The 22,385-nt window shown below is 37.3% G+C and carries 20 protein-coding genes; 11 read left to right on the plus strand and 9 right to left on the minus strand.

Going from position 1 to position 22,385, the window contains the following annotated elements; genetic code table 11:
* Window positions 1–9: 9 nt before the first annotated feature.
* A complete protein-coding gene (locus J1905_RS09575; RefSeq protein ID WP_214227069.1) occupies window positions 10–651 on the minus strand; it encodes a 4'-phosphopantetheinyl transferase family protein in 642 nt (213 codons plus the stop codon).
* A 68-nt stretch (window positions 652–719) separates the two neighbouring features.
* Here J1905_RS09575 and dcd point away from each other — a divergent pair, with 68 nt between their 5' ends.
* Genes dcd through J1905_RS09595 form a run of 4 tightly spaced genes read left to right on the plus strand, consistent with a single transcriptional unit; the run spans window position 720 to window position 5,635 of the window.
* Window positions 720–1,256 (plus strand): dCTP deaminase, encoded by a 537-nt coding sequence (gene dcd / locus J1905_RS09580; RefSeq protein ID WP_214227070.1) that lies wholly within the window; start codon window positions 720–722, stop codon window positions 1,254–1,256.
* A gap of 47 nt (window positions 1,257–1,303) precedes the next feature.
* Window positions 1,304–3,988 (plus strand): carboxypeptidase-like regulatory domain-containing protein, encoded by a 2,685-nt coding sequence (locus tag J1905_RS09585; RefSeq protein WP_214227071.1) that lies wholly within the window; start codon window positions 1,304–1,306, stop codon window positions 3,986–3,988.
* A 6-nt stretch (window positions 3,989–3,994) separates the two neighbouring features.
* Complete coding sequence (locus J1905_RS09590) at window positions 3,995–4,756, plus strand: enoyl-CoA hydratase/isomerase family protein (protein ID WP_214227072.1); 762 nt, start codon at window positions 3,995–3,997, stop codon at window positions 4,754–4,756.
* A gap of 3 nt (window positions 4,757–4,759) precedes the next feature.
* Window positions 4,760–5,635, plus strand: a complete 876-nt coding sequence (locus J1905_RS09595) for an SDR family oxidoreductase (RefSeq protein ID WP_214227073.1) — start codon at window positions 4,760–4,762, stop codon at window positions 5,633–5,635.
* Between the two features lie 20 nt (window positions 5,636–5,655).
* Here J1905_RS09595 and J1905_RS09600 read toward each other — a convergent pair whose 3' ends face one another.
* Entirely contained in the window at window positions 5,656–6,702 is a 1,047-nt protein-coding gene (locus tag J1905_RS09600) for a 3-oxoacyl-ACP synthase III family protein (RefSeq protein ID WP_214227074.1), read from the minus strand.
* An 80-nt stretch (window positions 6,703–6,782) separates the two neighbouring features.
* Here J1905_RS09600 and J1905_RS09605 point away from each other — a divergent pair, with 80 nt between their 5' ends.
* On the plus strand, window positions 6,783–7,064 hold the full coding sequence (locus J1905_RS09605) for an ATP-dependent Clp protease adaptor ClpS (protein WP_048907811.1): 282 nt from the start codon (window positions 6,783–6,785) through the stop codon (window positions 7,062–7,064).
* On the opposite strand, the gene J1905_RS09610 is transcribed toward J1905_RS09605, so the two are convergent.
* On the minus strand, window positions 7,061–7,660 hold the full coding sequence (locus J1905_RS09610; protein WP_214227075.1) for a thioredoxin family protein: 600 nt from the start codon (window positions 7,658–7,660) through the stop codon (window positions 7,061–7,063). The genes J1905_RS09605 and J1905_RS09610 overlap by 4 nt on opposite strands.
* A gap of 97 nt (window positions 7,661–7,757) precedes the next feature.
* On the opposite strand from J1905_RS09610, the gene J1905_RS09615 reads away from it, so the two are divergent.
* Genes J1905_RS09615 through J1905_RS09625 form a run of 3 tightly spaced genes read left to right on the plus strand, consistent with a single transcriptional unit; the run spans window position 7,758 to window position 11,603 of the window.
* On the plus strand, window positions 7,758–10,250 hold the full coding sequence (locus J1905_RS09615) for a TonB-dependent receptor (RefSeq protein ID WP_214227076.1): 2,493 nt from the start codon (window positions 7,758–7,760) through the stop codon (window positions 10,248–10,250).
* Between the two features lie 20 nt (window positions 10,251–10,270).
* On the plus strand, window positions 10,271–10,825 hold the full coding sequence (locus J1905_RS09620; protein ID WP_214227077.1) for an NUDIX domain-containing protein: 555 nt from the start codon (window positions 10,271–10,273) through the stop codon (window positions 10,823–10,825).
* A 40-nt stretch (window positions 10,826–10,865) separates the two neighbouring features.
* A complete protein-coding gene (locus tag J1905_RS09625) occupies window positions 10,866–11,603 on the plus strand; it encodes a lysophospholipid acyltransferase family protein (RefSeq protein ID WP_214227078.1) in 738 nt (245 codons plus the stop codon).
* Between the two features lie 29 nt (window positions 11,604–11,632).
* Here the strand turns inward: J1905_RS09625 and J1905_RS09630 are convergent, their stop codons facing one another.
* Both J1905_RS09630 and J1905_RS09635 read right to left on the minus strand, forming a co-directional pair.
* Entirely contained in the window at window positions 11,633–12,382 is a 750-nt protein-coding gene (locus tag J1905_RS09630) for a LytR/AlgR family response regulator transcription factor (RefSeq protein WP_214227079.1), read from the minus strand.
* Window positions 12,379–13,410, minus strand: coding sequence for a sensor histidine kinase (locus J1905_RS09635; protein WP_214227080.1), 1,032 nt, complete (start codon window positions 13,408–13,410; stop codon window positions 12,379–12,381). The genes J1905_RS09630 and J1905_RS09635 overlap by 4 nt, the downstream gene beginning before the upstream one ends.
* A gap of 230 nt (window positions 13,411–13,640) precedes the next feature.
* Between J1905_RS09635 and J1905_RS09640 the strand changes: the two genes are divergently transcribed.
* From J1905_RS09640 to J1905_RS23590, 3 genes are all read left to right on the plus strand, one after another.
* Window positions 13,641–13,817 carry a hypothetical protein gene (locus J1905_RS09640; protein WP_214227081.1) on the plus strand — a complete coding sequence of 59 codons (177 nt, stop codon included), beginning with the start codon at window positions 13,641–13,643 and terminating at the stop codon, window positions 13,815–13,817.
* Window positions 13,818–14,361: 544 nt separating this feature from the next.
* Window positions 14,362–14,739 (plus strand): BlaI/MecI/CopY family transcriptional regulator, encoded by a 378-nt coding sequence (locus J1905_RS09645; protein ID WP_108204869.1) that lies wholly within the window; start codon window positions 14,362–14,364, stop codon window positions 14,737–14,739.
* Entirely contained in the window at window positions 14,736–17,081 is a 2,346-nt protein-coding gene (locus J1905_RS23590; protein ID WP_250318067.1) for a TonB family protein, read from the plus strand. The genes J1905_RS09645 and J1905_RS23590 overlap by 4 nt, the downstream gene beginning before the upstream one ends.
* Window positions 17,082–17,158: 77 nt before the next feature.
* Here the strand turns inward: J1905_RS23590 and J1905_RS09665 are convergent, their stop codons facing one another.
* From J1905_RS09665 to J1905_RS09680, 4 genes are all read right to left on the minus strand, one after another.
* Window positions 17,159–17,929 (minus strand): succinate dehydrogenase/fumarate reductase iron-sulfur subunit, encoded by a 771-nt coding sequence (locus tag J1905_RS09665; RefSeq protein ID WP_173089862.1) that lies wholly within the window; start codon window positions 17,927–17,929, stop codon window positions 17,159–17,161.
* A gap of 23 nt (window positions 17,930–17,952) precedes the next feature.
* Window positions 17,953–19,932, minus strand: coding sequence for a fumarate reductase/succinate dehydrogenase flavoprotein subunit (locus J1905_RS09670; protein ID WP_214227082.1), 1,980 nt, complete (start codon window positions 19,930–19,932; stop codon window positions 17,953–17,955).
* A 24-nt stretch (window positions 19,933–19,956) separates the two neighbouring features.
* On the minus strand, window positions 19,957–20,637 hold the full coding sequence (locus J1905_RS09675; RefSeq protein WP_214227083.1) for a succinate dehydrogenase cytochrome b subunit: 681 nt from the start codon (window positions 20,635–20,637) through the stop codon (window positions 19,957–19,959).
* A gap of 170 nt (window positions 20,638–20,807) precedes the next feature.
* Window positions 20,808–22,331: a Do family serine endopeptidase gene (locus J1905_RS09680; RefSeq protein WP_214227084.1), complete on the minus strand. Its 1,524-nt coding sequence runs from the start codon at window positions 22,329–22,331 to the stop codon at window positions 20,808–20,810.
* Window positions 22,332–22,385 lie beyond the last annotated feature (54 nt).

A 22,385-nucleotide genomic window follows, 5' to 3' on the forward strand; every position in this document is an offset into this window, starting at 1 on the left:
TATGAAGAGTTAAGCTACCACATAGCCTAACATATAGCCATCGTTAGTTTTAAAATAATGTACGATGAGTTCCTGAGTTCCCTCCGGAAGATCTACAAGCGCATTAAGACTTCCCTCGTCTTTAAGTTTAAAAGGCTTAATATGAATGTCGCGTTTAAACTCAAGGCCTTTCCTGCCATGCCATTTGTAAATGGCTTCTTTTGCACACCAGCATACATATAATCCATTGGTGTTATCACCTATCTGTTTTTGAGAAAGTTCCGAGTCAGAAAGAAACTTATTTCTAATGCTCTTTATTTTATGCTTAATAAGCTCTATATCAACCCCCACCTTTTTCTTTTTCCCAACAATAACCGAAGCATAATCATAAGAGTGACTTAAAGAAATATGATAGCCAAGATTTGGGAGATACGGTTTACCGTGCTCGTCCATACGACAATCAATATACTCCGAAGTATTAAGCATTGTTCTTAATAAAACCCTTGTACTTAACCAGTGAAGCAAACGCTTTCCATTATTTAACGATGAAATAACATCAAGCTCATGCTGTTTCAGTTGTAACCCTGAAATCAGTTGCTCTTCAGTTTCTTCGATTTTCCATACGGCAAGTATGGTATCGTCGTCAATATTTTTATTAAAAACTACAGGCATCTCTATTTTAGAAAAACTATGCAAAAGTATCTTAAATTAATCATAATTTCGTCCAAATACTATATAAAATGATACTGTCGGATAAACGAATTCTTCAAGAAATAGATAAGGGAACCATTATAATAGAGCCTTTTAATTCAGAATGCCTTGGCACAAACTCATATGATGTTCATTTAGGCAAATACCTGGCTACTTATAAAGACCGGATTCTTGATGCAAAAGCACACAATAAAATAGAGCATTTCGAAATTCCTAAAGACGGATTCGTACTCCATCCTGGCACATTATATCTTGGCGTAACTTTAGAATATACAGAAACCCATGCCCACATTCCTTTTCTCGAAGGAAAATCAAGTACCGGTCGTTTAGGTATCGATATACATGCAACAGCGGGTAAAGGTGATGTTGGTTTTTGTAACACCTGGACTTTAGAAATTTCATGTGCACAACCGGTAAGGGTGTACGCAGGTATGCCTATTGGACAGTTAATCTATTTTATGGTTGAAGGTGATATTCAAACCATGTACAACACTAAAATCAATGCTAAATACAACAATAAAACTACAAAACCTGTAGAAAGCATGATGTGGAAGAATAAGTTCTAAGCGTAATATTTCGTATATTGAGACTTTATTTGGTAAGGCTCATATTTATGAAACGTAAGCTAATTCTTCCTCTGTTATTATTGTTTGGGGCATTTATAACTTTTGCCTATACAGCAGATGACGATCCTTTTGCTGAGCTGATAAAAAAGCTTGAGGTATATATTGAAAAGTATCCTCAGGAAAAAGTACACATTCATCTGGATAAACCTTATTACGCTATCGGCGATGATATTTGGTTTAAAGCCTACGTTATAAATACCCAAACAGGAAAGCCCTCAACAATTAGCAATGCGATATATGTTGAGCTTATCAATGAAAAAGATTCAGTAAAAAAACAAATTAAACTACCGCTTATTTCAGGATTTACCTGGGGTGACTTTAAGCTTCCGGATTCCTTTGCCGAAGGAAACTACCGAATTAGAGCATATACTCAGTGGATGAAAAATGCAGGCACTGAGTTTTTCTTTGATAAAACTATAAAGATTGGCAATTCATGGGCAAATAATGTTTTCACTAACACCAATTATACCTACAGCAAACAAAACGAAGCTGAAAAAGTAGATGCCCGAGTTAAGTTTACCGACAAAGAAGGCACACCATACACTCAAAATGAAGTTACCTACGAAGTTCAGCTAAATTATAGAAGTTTGGCAAAAGGAAAGGCTCTCACCAATGAACAAGGCGAGGTAAACATCAGTTTTTTAAACACCCAGCCCTCACTATATAAATCAGGAAAGATTATTACCACACTAACCCTTCCTGATAAGAAAAAGATCATTAAAGAAATCCCCGTTAAAGCGACATCGAATACTGTTGATGTTCAGTTTTTCCCGGAAAGTGGAAACCTGGTAGAAGACTTGCCAAATAAGATTGGAATCAAGGCGGTAAATGCATCAGGATTAGGCGAAGATGTAAAAGGCGTAATCATAGATAACGATGGACAAGAGGTTACTCAATTTAGCACCCAACATTTAGGAATAGGCAGCTTTATACTTAACCCCCAGCCGGGTAAAACTTATACTGCCAAGGTTAGTTATAAAGACGGATCTGAAAGTTCCGTAAACTTACCACGGGTATTACAAAGTGGCTATGTTATTACAACCAACACTAATTCTGAAAATGTAGTAGTTAAAATTATGCTAAGTACCGGTTTGCTAGGACCTGGCGAATTAAAACTAGTAGCCCAAAACAATGGGAATGTTTGTTTCATATCTAAGGCTTCATCCCAAAAACAAATTATCACTGCTTCTATTCCAAAAAAAGATTTGCCTTCTGGCATTATCCAACTAACACTATTTTCTGCTCAGAACACTCCAGTTGCTGAGCGTCTTGTTTTTGTGAATAATATGAAGGACAGGATAACAACAACTGTTTCTACAGCTAAAAAGACTTATGGACCAAAAGAAAAGGTTAGTGTAGATCTTCAAGCCGCCTTTGCCGATAAACCTACCCAAGCAAGCTTTTCTATTTCCGTTACCAATACCGCATCAGTTAAGCCTGATGAAGAAAATGAAAGCAATATTTTCACTACCCTTCTGCTTACATCTGACCTTGTTGGGTACATAGAAAAACCGAACTATTACTTTTTAAATGATGATCCGAAAACTCAGCAAGACCTAGACAATTTAATGCTAACCCAAGGCTGGCGCAGAATATTATGGAAAAATATCATTAATAATGCCGCCCCAAATATCCGTTATGAAGCCGAAAAATCACTAAAAATCAGTGGTGTTATTACAAACTATGGAGGTAAACCAATACCTAATGCCAAGGTCTCCTTATTTTCTTCTTCAGGTGGGCTTTTCGTTATAGATACAATATCCGATGCTCAAGGTCGATTCAATTTTGACAAGCTGTCATTTAATGATAGCACAAAGTTCATCGTGCAGGGTAGAACCGCAAAAAACAAAAAAAGTGTAGAAATTGTACTTGATGTTGTTTCCGGGCAAGTAGTTACCAAAAACAAAAATACCGGAGACATTGAAGTTAATGTAAATGAGGCATTATCAGGATATCTGAAGCAAAGCGAAAATTACTTTAACGATTTAACCAAACGAGGAATACTCGAGCGAACTATCCTGTTAAAGGAAGTCAATATTGTTGAGAAGAAAAACAAGGCTAAGAACTCTTCAAATCTAAATGGAGGTGGAAACGCCGATGCCATAATTAGTGCAGATCAGCTTCAATACTGTACAACACTATCACAATGTTTACAGGGGCGTGTTGCTGGTTTAATTATTAGAAACGGTGTTCCATATTTACTGAGAAACGGAAACACACCAATGTCTATTGTTCTTGATGGTATGCGCATGGAGGCTGAGTTTCTTGACAACATAAACCCTGTTGATATTGAAACCATTGAAGTATTAAAATCAGTTGGCAATACAGCAATTTATGGTAGCCAGGGTGGTGGTGGCATATTGGTAATAACTACAAAACGCGGTGGTGGTTATTCAAGTGCGTCCACATTTACTCCGGGCATCATACCTTTTACACCTAAAGGATATTTTACCCCAAGAGAATTTTACTCTCCTAGATATGACGTTCCAGATAACAAACCTGATTACAGAACCACTATTTATTGGAGTCCAAATATTATAACAAACGAAAGTGGAAAAGCTGAGTTCAACTATTTCAATTCAGATGAACCAGGAACCTACAGAGTAGTTATAGAGGGCATGGATATGCTCGGAAATTTAGCGCATACAGTTTACACCTATGAAGTAAAATAAATATAAATGAATACAATTAAAGTCACCATAAAAGACCACCTAAGCATCATCACACTCGATAGGGGTAAATCCAATGCACTAAACCGTGAGATGATTACTGAGTTAAATGATATACTAGTAAACATCTCTGGCGACCCAAATATTGCAGGCGTCATTATCACGGGAAAGGAGCATTTCTTTTCTGCAGGATTGGATCTTATAGAATTATACAACTATTCAGAACAAGAAGCTGAATCATTCTGGCACCTATTTCTGAATTTCACAGCAACCATAACTTCCTTTAAAAAACCATTAGTTGCAGCTGTAAATGGCCACAGCCCTGCTGGCGGATGTGTCATTGCTCTTGCATGCGACTATAGGATTATGGCTGAAGGAAAATACATTATTGGATTAAATGAGGTTCCAGTGGGTATAATTGTACCAAACAGTATTTTCAACCTTTACTCATTTTGGATTGGCCAGGCCAATGCTACGCGAAGTCTTTTAGAAGGCAAACTATTTACTCCAGAAGAAGCGTTACAAGTTGGGTTAATTGACGAGGTTGTAAACCCGGCAAGTATTCTTACAGCTGCTGAGAGAAAAATAAGAAAATACATGGCCATGGAGCGCAATACCTGGGAACAGAGCAAGCTCAACATCAGAAAAGATTTAATAGCAGCAACCACTGCAGATCAAAGCGAAGCACTGCAAGTAATGCTAAAACAATGGTGGGCACCTACAACCCGTAGTATTTTAAAAACAATTATTGATAACCTGCAAAAGAAATAAGCGATGTTCAATCAACCAATGCTAAGAGACGATGCTCTAAAAGGAAAAACAATTGTAATTACCGGAGGCGGTACAGGCTTAGGTAAAGCTATGGGCACTTACTTTCTTAAGTTAGGCGCTAATCTGGTTATCACCAGCCGTAAACTTGAAGTGCTTCAGCAAACGGCATTGGAAATGGAAAAAGAAACTGGAGGGAAAGTACTCGCTCTTGCCTGCGATGTAAGGGAATATGAACAAGTGGAACATGTATTGGCAGAGACTTTAAAAACCTTTGGAAAAGTTGATAGCTTGCTTAACAATGCTGCCGGAAATTTCATTTCACCAACAGAGCGTCTATCAGCTAATGCTTTCTCTTCCATAATAGATATTGTTTTAAAAGGCTCGGTAAACTGTACATTGGCTTTTGGCAAACACTGGATAAAGGAAAAACAGCCTGCCAGCGTTTTAAACATTGTAACTACTTATGCTTTTACAGGGTCTGCTTACGTAGTACCATCGGCATGTGCAAAAGGCGGTGTACTGGCCATGACTCGTTCTTTGGCTGTTGAATGGGGTAAATATGGTATCCGAACAAACGCCATTGCACCAGGTCCTTTTCCTACCAAGGGCGCATGGGAACGCTTATTGCCAGGAGATCTGGCAGAGAAATTCGATTTCAAAAACAGAGTTCCGCTAAAACGTGTTGGAGATCATCAGGAACTGGCTAACCTTGCAGCATTTTTAATCAGTGATTTTGCAGGTTACATCAATGGAGAAGTAATTACCATCGATGGTGGTGAATGGTTACAAGGAGCAGGTCAATTTAATGGTCTCGAAGCCATTCCAAACGAAATGTGGGATGCCTTTGAGCAAATGACAAGATCAGCAAAGGGAAGCTAGCACTTAAACACCAAGTAAGCTTACCATCTGATTAATGCACTCGCCCATGTAAAGCCAGAGCCAAAGGCCGCAAGGCAAACAAGGTCACCGTCTTTAATTTTACCTTCTTCCCAAGCTTCGCAAAGTGCAATGGGAACAGAAGCTGCCGTGGTATTTCCGTATTTTTGAATATTATTAAACACCTTGTCATCACTTAGACCTAATAACTGTTGTACATACTGACTTATTCTGAGGTTAGCCTGATGAGGCACCAACATATCAATATCCTTCTCCGTAAGATTATTGGCACTAAGCGCTTCTCTTATTACCTCTGGAAATTTAACTACAGCTTTTTTAAACACCGCAGGCCCATCCATATATGGTAGTGCGGCACCGCTTTCTAACTGCTCGGTTGTCATAAACAGACCACCTAGCTCCTTGTCAGGATAACCTGGTTTATCCTTGAGCCATTTATTTGCCGAAGCACCAGGATAATACATAGCCAAAATCTCAGCATCAGCACCATCACTATGCAAATGGGTGCTTAATATCCCCTGATTTTCCTTTTGTGTTGGTTGCAAAACAACTGCACCTGCCCCATCACCAAATATCACAGAAACATTTCTACTTCGTGTTTCAAAATCCATAGCAAAGGAGTGCTTTTCACTACCCACCACAAGTATGTTTTTATACATCCCTGTTTTGATAAACTGATCTGCTACCGATAGCGCATAAACAAATCCTGAGCATTGATTTCTGATATCCAACGCACCTATTTCCTTCATCTTCATTTCGCGTTGCAGCAATACCCCACACCCCGGAAAGTAATAATCAGGACTAAGTGTAGCAAAAATAATGAAATCGACATCTTGTGCAGTAATGCCTGCTCGCTCTATGGCAATTTTAGCTGCCTCAACCCCCATAGTTGTGGTTGTTTCTTCGAGCCTATCGGCAAAACGGCGCTCCTTGATTCCCGTACGCTCCTGTATCCATTCATCGTTTGTATCCATAAAACGAGATAAGTCGTTATTAGAATAAACATTTTTGGGCACATAATAGCCAATACCGGCAATCTTTGAACGCTGCATTATATTTGAGTTTAATACAAATTTTAAGCAAAAATAACTTTAACTGCAACATTATTTTGAAATAAGCTTATTTTTGTAATATGTCAACAGAAACCAAAGAGGAAACATTTACATTAGAAGAGATCCTTACCTCATTAAAAACAGTTCACCGCCTAATATTATGGAACGATGATGTAAATACTTTTGACCATGTAATTCATTGCATGATGAAATATTTGGATTATTCTGAAACTCAGGCAGAAAAAATTGCGTGGGAGGTTCACAACAAAGGCAAATGCGCTGTTTTAGAAGGTTCCTTTACTGAAATGGAAGTTTACCGTAAAATTCTTCAGCAAGAAGGATTAACAGTTTCTGTAGATTAAACTATACTCTTAAATATTTCAAGTAATTCCTGCTGTGTACTTTGGGTTTTATCCTTAGCATACCAGCCATGGAGCTTTTCGGCGATTTCCATCATATCGGTTGTCTCCTTTTTCCATTTTGCTAATAGCTCCTGCAAGACATTAGGCCTTGGACCCCATTTTTTAACTACATCTCCCTTTTCATCCATTATCAGCAATACCGGAATCGCTCTGCCTCCATTAGTAAGATGCGCATCAATTAACGGCAAATTTTTATCCCTCAAAACAAATTTCAGTTCAAATTTATCAGCAAAAGAAGTCGCAATTTTATCAAACACAGGCACAATTTGAGCCGCATCTCCACACCATCCTTCAGAAATCACTAAAAACCGATACTTGTTTTTTACAGCGCTAAGTACATTTAGAAACTCATCATTTAGTTTAACGGTTTTATCAACTCTGTTCATCCTCTGCACATTCATTTTAGTATAATGTAACATTGCATCAGAATCATCTGGGCCAGTCGTTTTATGCTGTAATAAAAGCTCATTAATCAGGGTTCTATACTCCTGATATGTCATTCCGTCGTTAAGGAAAAAATTATTGTAGTCAATCATATTCTTGCTGTAATAAAATAGTTACTCTTTTATAATTAAACTTTCCCGCCGTTTCTTTGTCCCTCCTTAAAACAAACCTAAAAAAAGAAAGATCCGAATGAAGAATTCTACGTGCAAAGTACTGTTTTTAGCGATTGCCTTTTGTATTACAACTGTAAAACTTAATGCCCAAACCAATACAGAGGGCCAAATTACAGCTAAAGTTGTAGATGCTCAAAGTAATGAAACAGTACCATTTGCTACTGCTACTATCCTTAACAGAAAAACAAAAGCAATAATTAAAGGGGCCCAAACAGATGTTAACGGCAACTTATTAATCAAGGGACTACCAAAAGGAGTCTTTACTTTCAAAATAAGCTATGTTGGCTACCAAACAATGGTTAGAGATTCCGTTTCTATTTCTGATGCTCAAAACCAAATCAACCTGGGAACAATCAAAATGAAACCGGCCAAAGGAACGGTATTAAATGAGGTTGCCATAACAGCTCAAAAAAGCGCCATCCAACTTGGTATAGATAAAAAAGTTTTCTCTGTTGATCAAAGTTTGGTTAGCGAAGGTGGATCTGCTTCAGATTTGCTTCAAAACGTACCTTCAGTTCAAACAGATATTGATGGTAATGTAAGCCTTAGAGGTTCAACCGGAGTAAAGGTGCTGATAGATGGCAAACCATCATTAATAGCAGGCGGAAACGTTGCTCAAATCCTTCAATCAATCCCAGCTAGCTCAATTGAAAGCGTTGAACTGATTACTAACCCATCAGCAAAGTATGATGCAGAGGGGCAATCAGGAATTATCAATATCGTATTAAAGAAGAACAAAAAATTAGGCCTAAATGGATCTGTAGCATTAAGTGCGGGTAATCGCGACAACTATAATGCAAGCACAAACATGAGCTTTCAAAATAAAAAAATAAACCTTTATGGCAACTACGGTTACCGTTATGGCAATCGTTTGGGTGGTGGATATAGCAATATCACTTATTTAGATACCCCTTTCCCAACTGTTTTTGCCAATCAAAACACCGATTCAAAATCACAGGACAAAGGCCACAATCTAAAAGCGGGTATAGACTACAGCATTACTGACAAAAGCGTAATCAGCTTCTCAGGAGGCTTTAACGCAAGAGACAACGACAGGAATGAGTTTCTTAACATAGACAAGCTTGACGGCTTTAAAAATCCGCTAGAATTAAGCAACAGAAACAACTCCAATAAAGGTTTTGGAAACAGTTATGATCTTAATCTGGATTTTAACCAGAAGTTTAAAAAACCAAGAGAAGAACTAACCTTTAATCTAGGCTTCTCTGAAGGCACAAACGACAACGATCAGGTTTACAGCACATACATTTACAATGTTGATGGAGACCCCGTTAATTCATTGCCGGCTATCCTACGAAATGATGGAAGTGGTTTCAACAGAAACTATAACATTCAAACCGATTATACTTTGCCAATTGGTAAAGCCGGAAAAATAGAAGCAGGTTACAGAAGCCAAATCCGTTTAGCAGAAAATACTGCATTCTCAGACCAATTTAATAACCTGACCGGAGAATATGAAGTAAACTATGCCTTAACCAACGAATTTAACAGCAAAGACCAGGTTCATGCCCTTTATTTTAATTATCAGAATCAGGTTAAGAACTTTGGCTATCAGGTTGGTGTAAGAGCCGAAGATGCAACACTGGATACTCGTTTAGGAATGTATAACAAGCTTAATCAGATAGATTATATCCCAGGAAAGGTAGCTTACACAAGATTATACCCAAGCGTATACCTAACTCAAAAATTTAAAGGAGAACAACAAGTACAACTTAGCTATAGCAGAAGGGTTAACAGACCAAGAGGATGGGATACAAACCCATTTCTTGATGTATCCGACCCACTTAACTACCGTCAGGGTAATCCTAACCTAAAACCAGAGGATGTACATGCTTTTGAGCTTAGCTATAGCAAATTCTGGCCTAAAGTAACATTCACTTCAAGCGCTTATATGCGTCAAACTAACGACGTAATCCAAAGAGTAAGAACAGAGCCTGATGAAAATGGAATTACCATTGTTACCCCACAAAACTTAACCAGACAATTAGCTAGCGGAGTTGAATTAATAGGTAGAGTTGATGTAGCTAAAGCCTGGAACTTTACAACCAACGTTAACTTGTATCAGAGCAAAATTAACGGAGTTCCTGCTTTCGGAATTGTAGAAAACTCGGGTTTTAGCTGGAATGCCAACCTAACCAACAACTTCGTTTTACCTTACAATATTTCACTTCAAATAAGAGGCGACTACCGTGCACCTGAAGTAATGGCACAGGGTAAAAGAAATGCAATGTACGGTGTAGATGCAGGCGCTAAGTATGATTTCAAAAACAAAAAATCATCACTAAGCTTAAACATTAGAGACGTATTTAGTACCAGAAGATGGAGTATGACTACAAATGGAACCAATTCTGTAATCGACTTCAGAAGATACATGCAAGGAACCATGGCAAATTTAACCTACTCTTATCGTTTTGGTAAAAATGATTTTAGTTTCAAAAAGACTAAGAAACAAGATCAACAGGATTCCAGACCTGACGAAGAATCATTTTAGTTAATTTGTATATTGCGGACATGGAAAATACAAATCCCTGGAAAACCATCGAAAGCAATAAGATATATGAGAACAACTGGATCGGTTTAACCGAACACCAGGTTATCAATCCATCAGGTGGCAAAGGGATTTATGGTGAAGTGCATTTCAAAAACATCGCCATAGGAATTTTGCCACTTGATAATGAACTCAACACATGGCTGGTTGGGCAATACAGATTCCCAATAAAAGCCTATAGTTGGGAAATCCCCGAAGGCGGCGGAGCGCTATCGGCAGACCCTTTAGATGGTGCCAAGCGCGAACTAGTTGAAGAAACCGGACTTATAGCTACCGAGTGGATTGAAATTCAACGGATGCATCTGTCAAATTCAGTAAGTGATGAACTTGCCATAATTTACGTTGCTAAAGGACTAACCCAAGGTGCGTCATCACCCGAAGAAACCGAACAGCTTGTTATAAAAAAGCTGCCATTTAATGATGCCTATCAAATGGTTATTAATGGAGATATTACCGACAGCATGAGTGTTGCAGCCATTCTAAAAACTAAAATTCTATTGCAGGAAGGTCATTTATAATCAAAATACAGTAATTTTGTTCAGCTTTACCGAATAAACTATGAATAAGTTTTTAGGCTATATCTTTAGCCCCATCTTTTATCTTTTTTTCTTTTTATCGCTCGTTATATTCCAGCCAATTCAGTGGGTTTTTTACCGTCTTTTTGGATATAAAGCCCATAAAACTTCGGTTGACATCTTAAATTTCTTTCTAACCTACTGTGATATATTCTTAGGCTCGTCGATAACATTTATAAACGATCATGACCTTCCTTTAGACAGACCCATCATCTTTGTTGCCAACCATCAAAGCATGTATGATATTCCTGGTTTAATCTGGTTTTTGAGAAAATACCATGTTAAATTCATTTCTAAAATTGAATTAACAAAAGGTATTCCCTCAATTTCATTTAACCTGAAATATGGCGGTGGCGCAAACATAGATCGTAAGGACAGCAAGCAAGCCATTTCTGAAATTATAAAACTTGGCAGAAGAATGAAAGATAACACATGGTCCACCATGATCTTTCCTGAAGGAACACGTGCAAAAGACGGTAATATGAAAAGCTTTCAGGTTGGTGGTATTGCAACCTTGTTAAAGATTGTCCCTAACGCCCTGATAGTTCCTGTAGCAATAGAAAACTCCTGGAAACTGGTTCAGTATGGCGCGTATCCTTTAAGCTTTGGAGAGCGCTTAAAATGGACTGTTTTAAATCCAATAGAACCTGAAGCAAGAAATCCTGAAGTAGTTGTTCTTGAAGCTGAAAATGCAATAAGAGCTAAACTAAATCAGAATTAATACTATCCGTCATCACGACTAACTTTTTATCAAATATTCTTATTATCAATGTGTTTAAAAAACTCATCACGATAAGTATCGCCAATTGGGATAATCTTACCACAAATAGAAATGCGACTACGTTCTATACTCTCTATTTTATCAAGAGAAATGATATAAGATTTATGAACCCTTACAAACTGCCCCTTTGGCAAAGTCTCGTCCATCTTTTTCATGTTTTGTAAAGTAATAACACGCTCCGCTTTAGTATAAATAGAGATATAATCCTTTAATCCCTCTATATACAGAATATCATCAAGCTGAATCTTTTGAATTTTGTGCTCTGTTTTAACGAAAATAAAGTCCTGAATTGGATTTGCAGGTGTTGAAGAAGGAGCAGATGCGACAAATGATTGTGGAGCGACAACCGGTTCTGCAATTTTAACTTGATTATGAACCTTCTCTACTGCCTTATAAAAACGATCAAATGCAATCGGTTTCAACAGGTAATCTGATACATTTAAATCATAACTTTCAAGCGCATATTGCGAATAAGCGGTAGTTAATATATAATTAGCCTTCCCGTTAGCTATCTTAAGAAACTGTATACCCGTAAGCTCAGGCATCTGAATATCCAGAAATACCAAATCAATGCCTCCAGCCTGAACCAGCTGTAAAGCTTCAATAGCATTTTCTGTCCGCTTAACTAATTCTAGAAACGGAACCTTCGAAACGTAGTCCTCAATAATATCAAGTGCCAACGGTTCATCATCAACCGCAATACATTTTAACTTTATCATATATCAAGCATTAACTCACTGGTGTAATGGGTAGCCGAATTTACAATATTTAATTTATACCTATCGGGATAAAGTAATTGTAATCTTCGTTCAACATTGTTTAAGCCTACGCCCCCCACTTCATCCTTATTATATTTATTCTTTTTATTGGTTATACTAAAATGTAATATCTTCTGATTGGCGATAATATTGATCTTAATTGGATTTTTAGGGTCATTAGCCACTCCATGCTTAAATGCATTCTCTACAAATGATATCAATATTAAAGGCACAATCTGTTGATTATCGATTTCACCATTCATAGTAAATTCTACAGCTGCCCCATCTTTAAACCTTAATTTCTGCAGTTCTATAAAGCTTTGCACGTATTCAATTTCCTTACTTAAGGAAACCCAGCTGTCGTTACTTTCGTAGATCATGTACCGCATTATTTCCGAAAGCTTTAATATCGCATCAGCAGTTTTATCAGATTTCTGATATGCCAGTGAATAAATATTATTTAAAGAGTTAAAAAGAAAATGAGGGTTCAATTGCGATTTTAAAAATTGAAGTTCCATTTCCTTCTTTTCACTTTCGAGATTTCTTTGAGTGCGCTCGTTTCCAAACCAATCAATAGCCAGTCTAAGCAAGGAACTAACCACAATAAAAAAGCCCGAAATAAACAATGCACTAATTGCATAATTGGCAATAGACCTATCTTGAACAACCCCATTGCTATCCATATGCTGCAGAATAGTTTCTGGGTGTAATACAGCAATTACAGTTTTTAAGAAACTCATTACCACCATCAACAGAATAATGGATATGATATAAAGACCATACCGTTTATTCTCTTTAATCAATAAAGGAATTAGTAGGGTATAATTAATATAAAAAATTGAAATATGGATTAGTCCGGAATAACCAAAGTTTACCGCAAGACTATACAAAGACACCGGTTCTTTACTATAAATAACCACTGCAGTTACAAACAGAAGAATAAAAAGCCAGAAGAGAAGATGTACAATAACAGAGTTTCTACTTTTCATTTAAACAACAACTAAACTTAATTCCATAGGTCCAAAATAAATTAATCTGCTTGTTTAAGCAGTTTGCTTTCGACGAACTGGCATTTTTTTTCTACCAAATCGCAAAATAGAGCAACTAATCACAAAACTATTCAATTTAACCGTTTATCTAGGATAATATACACTTGGTCTAAAAGATTTTAGCAGCATTTTTTTATTTATTCTATTTGTTTCATCAAAACAAAACGATTATGAAAAAGTTAGCAAACGTGTCGCCATTTTTACTTTTACTAGTTCCTGTTTTTATCATGGTATTATTAACCGTTACTACTAGTATATCAAATAGCCACAGTGAAGATATTGCTTTAAAAGCTTCATCGGCTGCCAAAACCGAAATGGTAAAAGTAAGCAACCCTTTCTCTAAATAAGAGAATGGTACTATATATAGGTGCAATAAAATCATTTTATGCCTTAACAGGATTAATGATGGTTAGCAAGAAATAAATTGAGTTTATTGCACCACAAAAAATAAGTTTAGTTTTAGTTAATAGTAAGGAATGGCGGTTTACACCGCCATTTTCTTTTTGCACTCTCCTCTGTTTCTCGAATTGCTGTTGCAGCCAGAAAAATCTGACAATTCGATTTTTCCCTATAACACCTTAGACTCAAGTCAGACTCAGGTCAGACTCTCCTCAGACTCAGGTCAGACTAAACCCTAATAAGAGCCACAGGAGAGCATCTTTTATACAATTCTTTATACACTAACAAGATAAGCCACAGTAAAATTCATCCTATTTATAGTTTTACCTATTGTGTATATTTTTAATAAATCTATGCACTTCTTTAAAATTCTTCTTCAAATATTTTGAAAACTAAATAATTAGTTTTAAGTTTATACTAAGAATTTAGTTATACGAATATTGCGCAGTATAGGTAAGGCTAAAAACTAATTAAAAACTAAACTAATAATTCATGGAAATTAAAGATTTAACAAAGGCAGAAGAACAGATTATGCAGATTTTATGGCAGATAGAGAAAGGGTTCGTTAAAGACGTAATGGATTTCCTGCCAGAGCCTAAACCGGCCTATAATACTGTTTCTACAATTATCCGAATACTCGAGGTAAAAGGATTCATTGCTCACGAGGCCTTTGGCAAGGCACATAAGTATTATCCTTTAATTAGTAAGGAAGAATACAAACGTCATGCTACAGAGAAGCTATTGGGCAATTATTTTGAAAACTCAGTGGAAAGTATGTTCTCTTTCTTTGTTAAAGAAGAAAAGCTTGATCTGAGTGATGTTGACGAAATTCTTAAAATGATTAACAAAATTAAAAACAGACCGAGATGACCTGGGCACATTACATCCTTCAAGTCAATATCTACTTAGTTGTATTTTATGGCTTTTATAAGTTATTGTTAGACAAAGAAACTTATTTCTTACTGAACAGAATTTACCTGGTTGCTGCCGGGATATTCTCACTCACCATCCCTTTCATACGGCTCGAATGGTTTAGCACACAACCAGCTGTTCAACCGGTTTACACTGGCGCTGTTCAAATAAACGACTTCATTACACAAATGGCAGTCGTACAAGATGTCCCTGAGCGGTTTAATCTGGGAAATACACTTGTGTTTATTTACCTAGCGGGTATCTTGTTCTTTGTAATCAGATTTATAGTTCAGTTAATCTCTGTTCACGTCTTATTGAAGGCAAAAAAACGTGGATCGGCATTCTCATTTTTCAAGAAAAAAGTAGTTGACCAGGATCTTCCTGAGGTTCAAACGATTCAAAAACATGAGGAAATTCACATCAGACAATGGCACACTCTTGATGTACTCTTTTTTGAACTCCTGGGAATAATCACATGGTTCAATCCTGTAATCTATTTCTATAAAACAACGGTTAAGCATATCCATGAATATCTGGCCGATGAAGAAGCCGCAAGCTTTCAGGGAGATAAAGAGGAATATGCTTTATTACTACTAAGCCGTGCATTTAAAGTTCCCACAAATACACTCACAAACAGTTTTTTTAATAAATCACTAATTAAAAAAAGAATTTATATGTTACACAAACAACGCTCTCGCAAAACTGCTATACTAAAATATGGAATGTTTGTTCCTCTGTTTGCAGTTGCCTTAATCATGTCTTCGGCAACCATCCGAAACAATGAGGAAATTAAAAAAGTAGCTGAGGAAATTCCAATGGAAGAACCTTTAAAACTAGTTCAAGAAGCTATCAAAACAACCATTGCCGCTCCATTTGTATCAGATTCTAAGTCATTAATAAATGAAGCAAAAAAAGAACTTTTAACATCAAATACTGCAGGTATAGATTCATCATGGAACGAATTTTATAAATACTTAAAAAGATCAGTAAGGTACCCTGTAAATGCTCAAAACTCGAATATTCAGGGAGTGAGTCAAATAAAATTTACCGTTAAAAATGGAGCAATTGAGGGTGTAAGTATTGCTACGAAAGCATTAGGTGGAGGATGTGATTCAGAGGTAATGAGAGCTATATTAACTTATCCGGGCTTTAAAGCAAATAATGACGGAAAGTACAGCCTCCCCTTTTCATTCGCACTGATGGGTGGCGAAAACACTACTACTTCCAATAAAGTAAAACCTGCTGTTATTAGTGGTTATAGCCAATTGAGTGAGCTTTCTATATTCGGCTATAAACCGAAAACAACTGACAAAAATGAAAGCTTGAGCGAAGTGGTTATTAGAGCAGGTGAAGAAACCGCAAACGCGCAAAGTGGGAAAGTATATGATTTTGTATCACTAGAAGCACAACCTACTTTTCCTGGAGGAATGGATCAGTTTTATGAGTACTTAAAGAGAAGTGTTAGGTATCCAAAAGAAGCTTTTGAAAATAAAATAGAAGGTAAAGTATTTCTAAGTTTTGTTGTTGAAACAGATGGCTCATTAACAGATATCAAGGTAGATAGAAAACTTGGCAGCGGTACCGATGAAGAAGCTGTAAGGGTACTGGAGGAAAGTCCAAAATGGAATCCAGGGGTTCAAGATGGCAAAAAAGTACGGGTAAAATATAACATTCCTATAAGTTTTGCACTAAATAAGACCGTTGCCGATTTGCAAGGAAAAACAGCAGGAATACAAATCAATGGCAGTAGTCTATTACCCACTAATAGCAATCTAAAACCATTGTACATTGTTGATGGCGAAAAACAGAAGGACTTCAAATTATTAAATCTTAAGCCGGATGACATCGTCTCAATCGAAGTACTGAAAAGTAAAGCAGCAACAGAAATATACGGGGAAGACGCAAAAGATGGAGTAATAAATATCACTACAAAAGCCAAACAAACACCTGATTTAAAAAAGAACGAATCCAAAGAGAAAATTTATGACTTTGTCTCGCTAAATACACAACCTTCATTTCCAGGTGGTATGGAAAAATTCTACGACTACTTAAAGAAAACAGTAAAATATCCTAAAGAAGCACAGGAAAAAAACATTCAGGGAAAAGTTTTTATTTCCATGATCGTTGAAACAGATGGCTCCTTAACCAATATAAAAGTAGATAGAAGACTTGGTGGAGGCACAGATGAGGAAGCAGTAAGGGTTATGAAAGCAAGTCCTAAGTGGACTCCAGGAACTCAGGGAGGCAAAAAAGTAAGAGTTAAATACAACATACCGATTTCATTTACGCTCACAAAATAATGCTCTAATAACACAAAACCCCAGCTAAAATAGCCGGGGTTTTATGTGTAATACCCTTGTCTCGTTAGATAAATCTATTAAATAGATTCCTCAGATACAAATTTTGCAGAATAAAAATCTCTATTCATACGTGCGATATTCTCTAATGATATTCCTTTAGGGCATTCAGCTTCACATGCTCCAGTGTTGGTACAGTTACCAAAACCTTCTGCATCCATCTGAGCAACCATACTCTGAACCCTACGGTAGCGTTCTGGCTGACCCTGAGGTAATTGTGCCAATTGAGATACTTTTGCAGATACAAATAACATTGCAGAAGCATTTTTACAGGTAGCAACACAAGCACCACATCCTATACAAGCCGCAGCCTCAAAAGCTGAATCAGCCTGAACTTTAGGAATAGGCAGGTTGTTAGCATCCTGAGCATTTCCCGTATTTACTGATATAAATCCTCCTGAAGCGATAATTCTATCGAATGCAGTACGATCTACCATCAAATCTTTTATTACCGGAAAAGCCTTCGCACGCCATGGCTCAACAACAATGGTATCACCATCATTAAATGAACGCATGTGTAACTGGCAGGTCGTAATACCTTCTTTTGGTCCGTGTGGCCTTCCGTCAATGAACATAGAACATGCTCCACAAATTCCTTCCCTGCAATCATGATCAAAAACAACCGGTTCTTCTCCTTTAGCAACCAGGTCTTCGTTAAGCACGTCGAACATTTCTAAGAAAGACATATCAGGAGATACTTCTGATATTTTGTAATCTACTAAACCGCCTTTGGCTTTGTTATTCTTTTGACGCCAGATTTTTAGCGTTAAATTCATATTTCCTGTACTCATAATATTGAGATTTTAGTACTTAGCTATTTATAACTTCTTTGTGCAACTTTGATATTTTCGAACTTCAATTCTTCTTTATGAAGTTCAAAAGTTACATCACCTTTATATTCCCATGCAGAAACGTAAGCATAGTTTTCATCATCACGTAATGCTTCACCTTCTTCAGTTTGATATTCTTCTCTGAAGTGGCCACCACATGATTCATTTCTATTCAATGCGTCCATACACATCAACTCACCAAGCTCAATAAAGTCGGCCACACGACCAGCTTTCTCAAGTTCAGGGTTCATTTCATCTGAACTGCCCGGCACACGTAAGTCACTCCAAAATTCTTTACGAAGCTGCTGAATTTCAGCAATACCTTCTTTAAGACCTTTTTCATTACGTGCCATACCACATTTATCCCACATGATCTTTCCTAATTTCTTATGGAAATGATCTACAGATTTAGTTCCTTTAATAGATAGAAACTTGTCAAGGATTGCTTTTGCACTAGCTTCAGCTTCTACAAACGCAGGGTGATCTTGTGGAATTGGTTTAGTAGCCAATTCTTTTGAAAGGTAAGCCCCAATAGTATAAGGAAGAACAAAATAACCATCTGCTAAACCTTGCATTAATGCAGATGCTCCCAAACGGTTAGCACCGTGATCTGAGAAGTTAGCCTCACCTAAAGCATATAAGCCCGGCACAGTAGTCATTAAGTTATAATCTACCCATAAACCACCCATTGTATAGTGAACAGCAGGATAAATACGCATTGGCAATTCATAAGGATCTTCTCCGGTGATTTGCGCATACATATCAAATAGGTTACCGTATTTTTCTTTAATTACCTCACGACCTAATTTCATACAGGTTTCTTTATCCGGATTGTGGATATTGTTCTTATTAGCCTCAATGCGGCCATAACGTTCTGTATTCTCTTTAAAGTCAAGGTAAACAGCAAGCTTAGATTTACCTACACCATAACCGGCATCACAACGCTCTTTAGCTGCACGAGATGCAACATCACGAGGGACAAGGTTACCGAAAGCAGGGTATCTGCGCTCTAAATAATAATCTCTTTCATCTTCAGGAATTTCCGAAGCCTTACGTGTATCGTCTTTTTTCTTAGGAACCCAGATACGTCCGTCGTTACGTAACGACTCCGACATCAAGGTCAGTTTAGACTGATGATCTCCAGAAACAGGGATACAAGTAGGGTGAATTTGAGTGTAGCATGGGTTACCAAAGAAAGCACCTTTTTTGTGCGCTTTCCATGCAGCAGTTACGTTACTTCCCATTGCATTTGTAGACAAGTAGAATACGTTTCCGTAACCTCCACTGCACAACAATACAGCGTGACCAGAATGACGCTCAAGCTCGCCGGTAAGTAAGTTACGTGCAATAATACCTTTTGCCTTTCCTTCAACTACAACCACTTCAAGCATTTCATGGCGGGTAAACATTTCAACTTTACCCATTCCTACCTGACGCTCTAAAGCGCTATATGCTCCTAAAAGCAATTGCTGACCGGTTTGTCCGGCAGCATAAAATGTTCTCTGAACTTGTGTACCACCAAAAGAACGGTTGTCTAACAAACCACCATATTCTCTGGCCAAAGGCACACCTTGCGCCACACACTGATCAATAATATTAGTACTTACCTCAGCCAAACGGTGTACGTTAGCTTCTCTTGCACGGTAATCACCACCTTTTATTGTATCATAAAATAAGCGATAAGTACTATCACCATCATTCTGATAATTTTTTGCTGCATTGATACCGCCTTGAGCTGCAATTGAGTGCGCTCTTCTTGGTGAATCCTGAAAACAAAAACATTTAACCTTATAACCCATTTCGGCAAGGGTTGCTGCCGCTGAGGCACCAGCTAATCCAGAACCTACTACAATTATCTCGATGCTTCTTTTATTGGATGGATTAACCAATGGCATAGACGAACGTAGTTTAGTCCATTTATCGGTTAATTCTCCTTCGGGTATATGAGCATTTAATTCTGCCATGTTATTTAAAGTTAAGATCAAAAATTATTTAATACAACCCAGGTACATCACAATGGGCATCAATGCAAAAAGCAAAGGAATAATGATAGAAAACCAAAAACCGAATCCTTTGATAAGTGGAGTATATTTCTTGTGGTTCCAGCCTAAAGTCTGAAATGCAGAAGAAAAACCATGTAATAAGTGATAAGCCAATGAAACCATTGCAAGTACATAAAGTAATACTAACAAAGGATCTTTAAATGTCTCTACCATTACAGCAAACAAATCATGATTTCCATTCGCATCTACTGTAGGAATACCTGTAAAACGAGACATTACCCAGAATTTAGAGACGTGAACAATAAGGAAAATCAACAATAAAGTACCTAACAAGCCCATTGAGCGTGAGTACCACTTACTGTTAGCTGAACCGTTATTTACCGCATACCTTTCAGGTCTTGCTGCACGATTTTGAAAAACAAGCCTAAATCCTTGAACAATGTGAGCGAGTAAACCGGCAAACAACACAACTTCCATTGCGCGGATTATCCAGTTAGTACCCATAAAATGTGCTCCCATGTTAAAGGTTAAGCCACCGTCATTAACAATGATCAAAGCATTGATGAAACAATGCACGACAAGGAATGAGATAAGGAACAGGCCGGTGATACCCATTATTAATTTTTTTCCTATAGATGAGGAAAAAGCGTTTCCGAAACTAGCCATTAGAATTATATTTTAGTTCTGTAGTGCAAAAGTATTTAATAAAAGAATTAATTGGTTAATTTCAAGGACAAATCGGCTATTTAGAAACATTCTAATATTACAATATTATGATAAATAAAAAACGGGGAACAACTTTCGTTGTCCCCCGTTCCAATTATAGAAAAATGTGATTAGAAGCTGAATGTATAATTTCCATTCGGTCCAACACCTGAAATAGTAGTCATACCATTTTTAGATGATGGCAATGCGTTTTCTACATCTTTAGCATTGTTTACCGGCTTTCCGTTTACTGTTGTGATCAACATTCCATTAGGTACATCTACTGAATCAAATAACTTACCTTTTTGAATTTCAGTAACCATAACGCCATTTTTAACGCCATACTTAGCTTTCAACTCTGAAGGGGCCGGAAGAAACGAAGCCCCTAACTTACTAATTGTAGCCCCTGTTGGTTTTCCGCTAGCAGCTAAGCTTGGCGAAGTTTTCTTTGCATCATCACCTTTCAAGGTAATAGATGTACTTTTTTCTGAGCCGTTTCTTAAATAAGTAAGCTGAACTTTATCACCGGGACTCAAACGTCCAATTTTCTCTTGCAAATCTGGTGAGTCATAAATTACAGCTCCCTCAACTTTTTTAATGATATCTCCTTTTTGTAAACCTGCAGCGGCAGCTCCACTATTTGGAAGTACACCGGTAATATAAAGCCCGGTATTTTCTTTAACCTGAAATTTTTCGGCCATATCTGCATCTAGCGGTGCAAACGTTACTCCAATATAGCCACGTCTAACTTCGCCATACTTTCTAAAGTCATCAAGAATCTTTTTCGCAAGGTTAATTGGAATAGCAAATCCATAACCAACATTAGTACCTGTTTGCGATGCTATAGCAGCATTAATACCAATTAATTCTCCGTTTGCATTTACCAATGCCCCACCACTGTTACCTGGATTAATAGCCGCATCTGTTTGAATGAAAGATTCTATACTAGTATTAGTACGTTCAGGCACTTTACCTGTTCTTTGGTATTCTTCATACTCTTCTTGAGTAGGTTGGTTCTGACTTTTGGCCAAAATACCTATGCTACGAGCTTTTGCACTTACAATACCTGCTGTAACAGTTGTTTGCAAATCAAGCGGGAAACCTACAGCCAATACCCATTCGCCAATCTGAACGTTATCAGAATTCCCCATTTTTACAACCGGAAGGTCTGTAGCATCTACCTTAATAAGAGCCAGATCAGTATTTGGATCTTTACCAATCACCTTAGCGCTCACCTTACGTCTGTCAGACAAAACAACTTCAATTTTATCTGCATTATCAACCACGTGGTTATTTGTAACGATATACCCATCCGAAGTTAATATTACGCCGGAACCTGAAGCAGCTTGAGGTGCACGTTGCATTCTTCTTCCACCACCACCAAATAATTGATCAAACATATCCATTGGAGATGAATCTCCATTAGATCTTGAGTATAAAGTTCTGATATGTACCACAGCAGGCGAAACTGCCGCCGCCGCCTCTACAAAATCAACTGACCCTGCTGAAGATACCTTTGAATTGCTCGCAAAAAGTACTTTTTGCTGATCTTGAAACGATAATTGAGCAGTTCTTGGCTCTAATAATTTATAACCGCCAATTGCAGCCGCACCACCTATAAATGCAGCCAACACTATTAATCCTATTCTTTTCATTTATATATTGTTTAATTTTATTCTCAATTGTAAACTCATACGAGTCTCATATTT

This window comes from Pedobacter sp. B4-66, assembly GCF_018492665.1.
Taxonomy (GTDB): Bacteria; Bacteroidota; Bacteroidia; order Sphingobacteriales; family Sphingobacteriaceae; genus Pedobacter.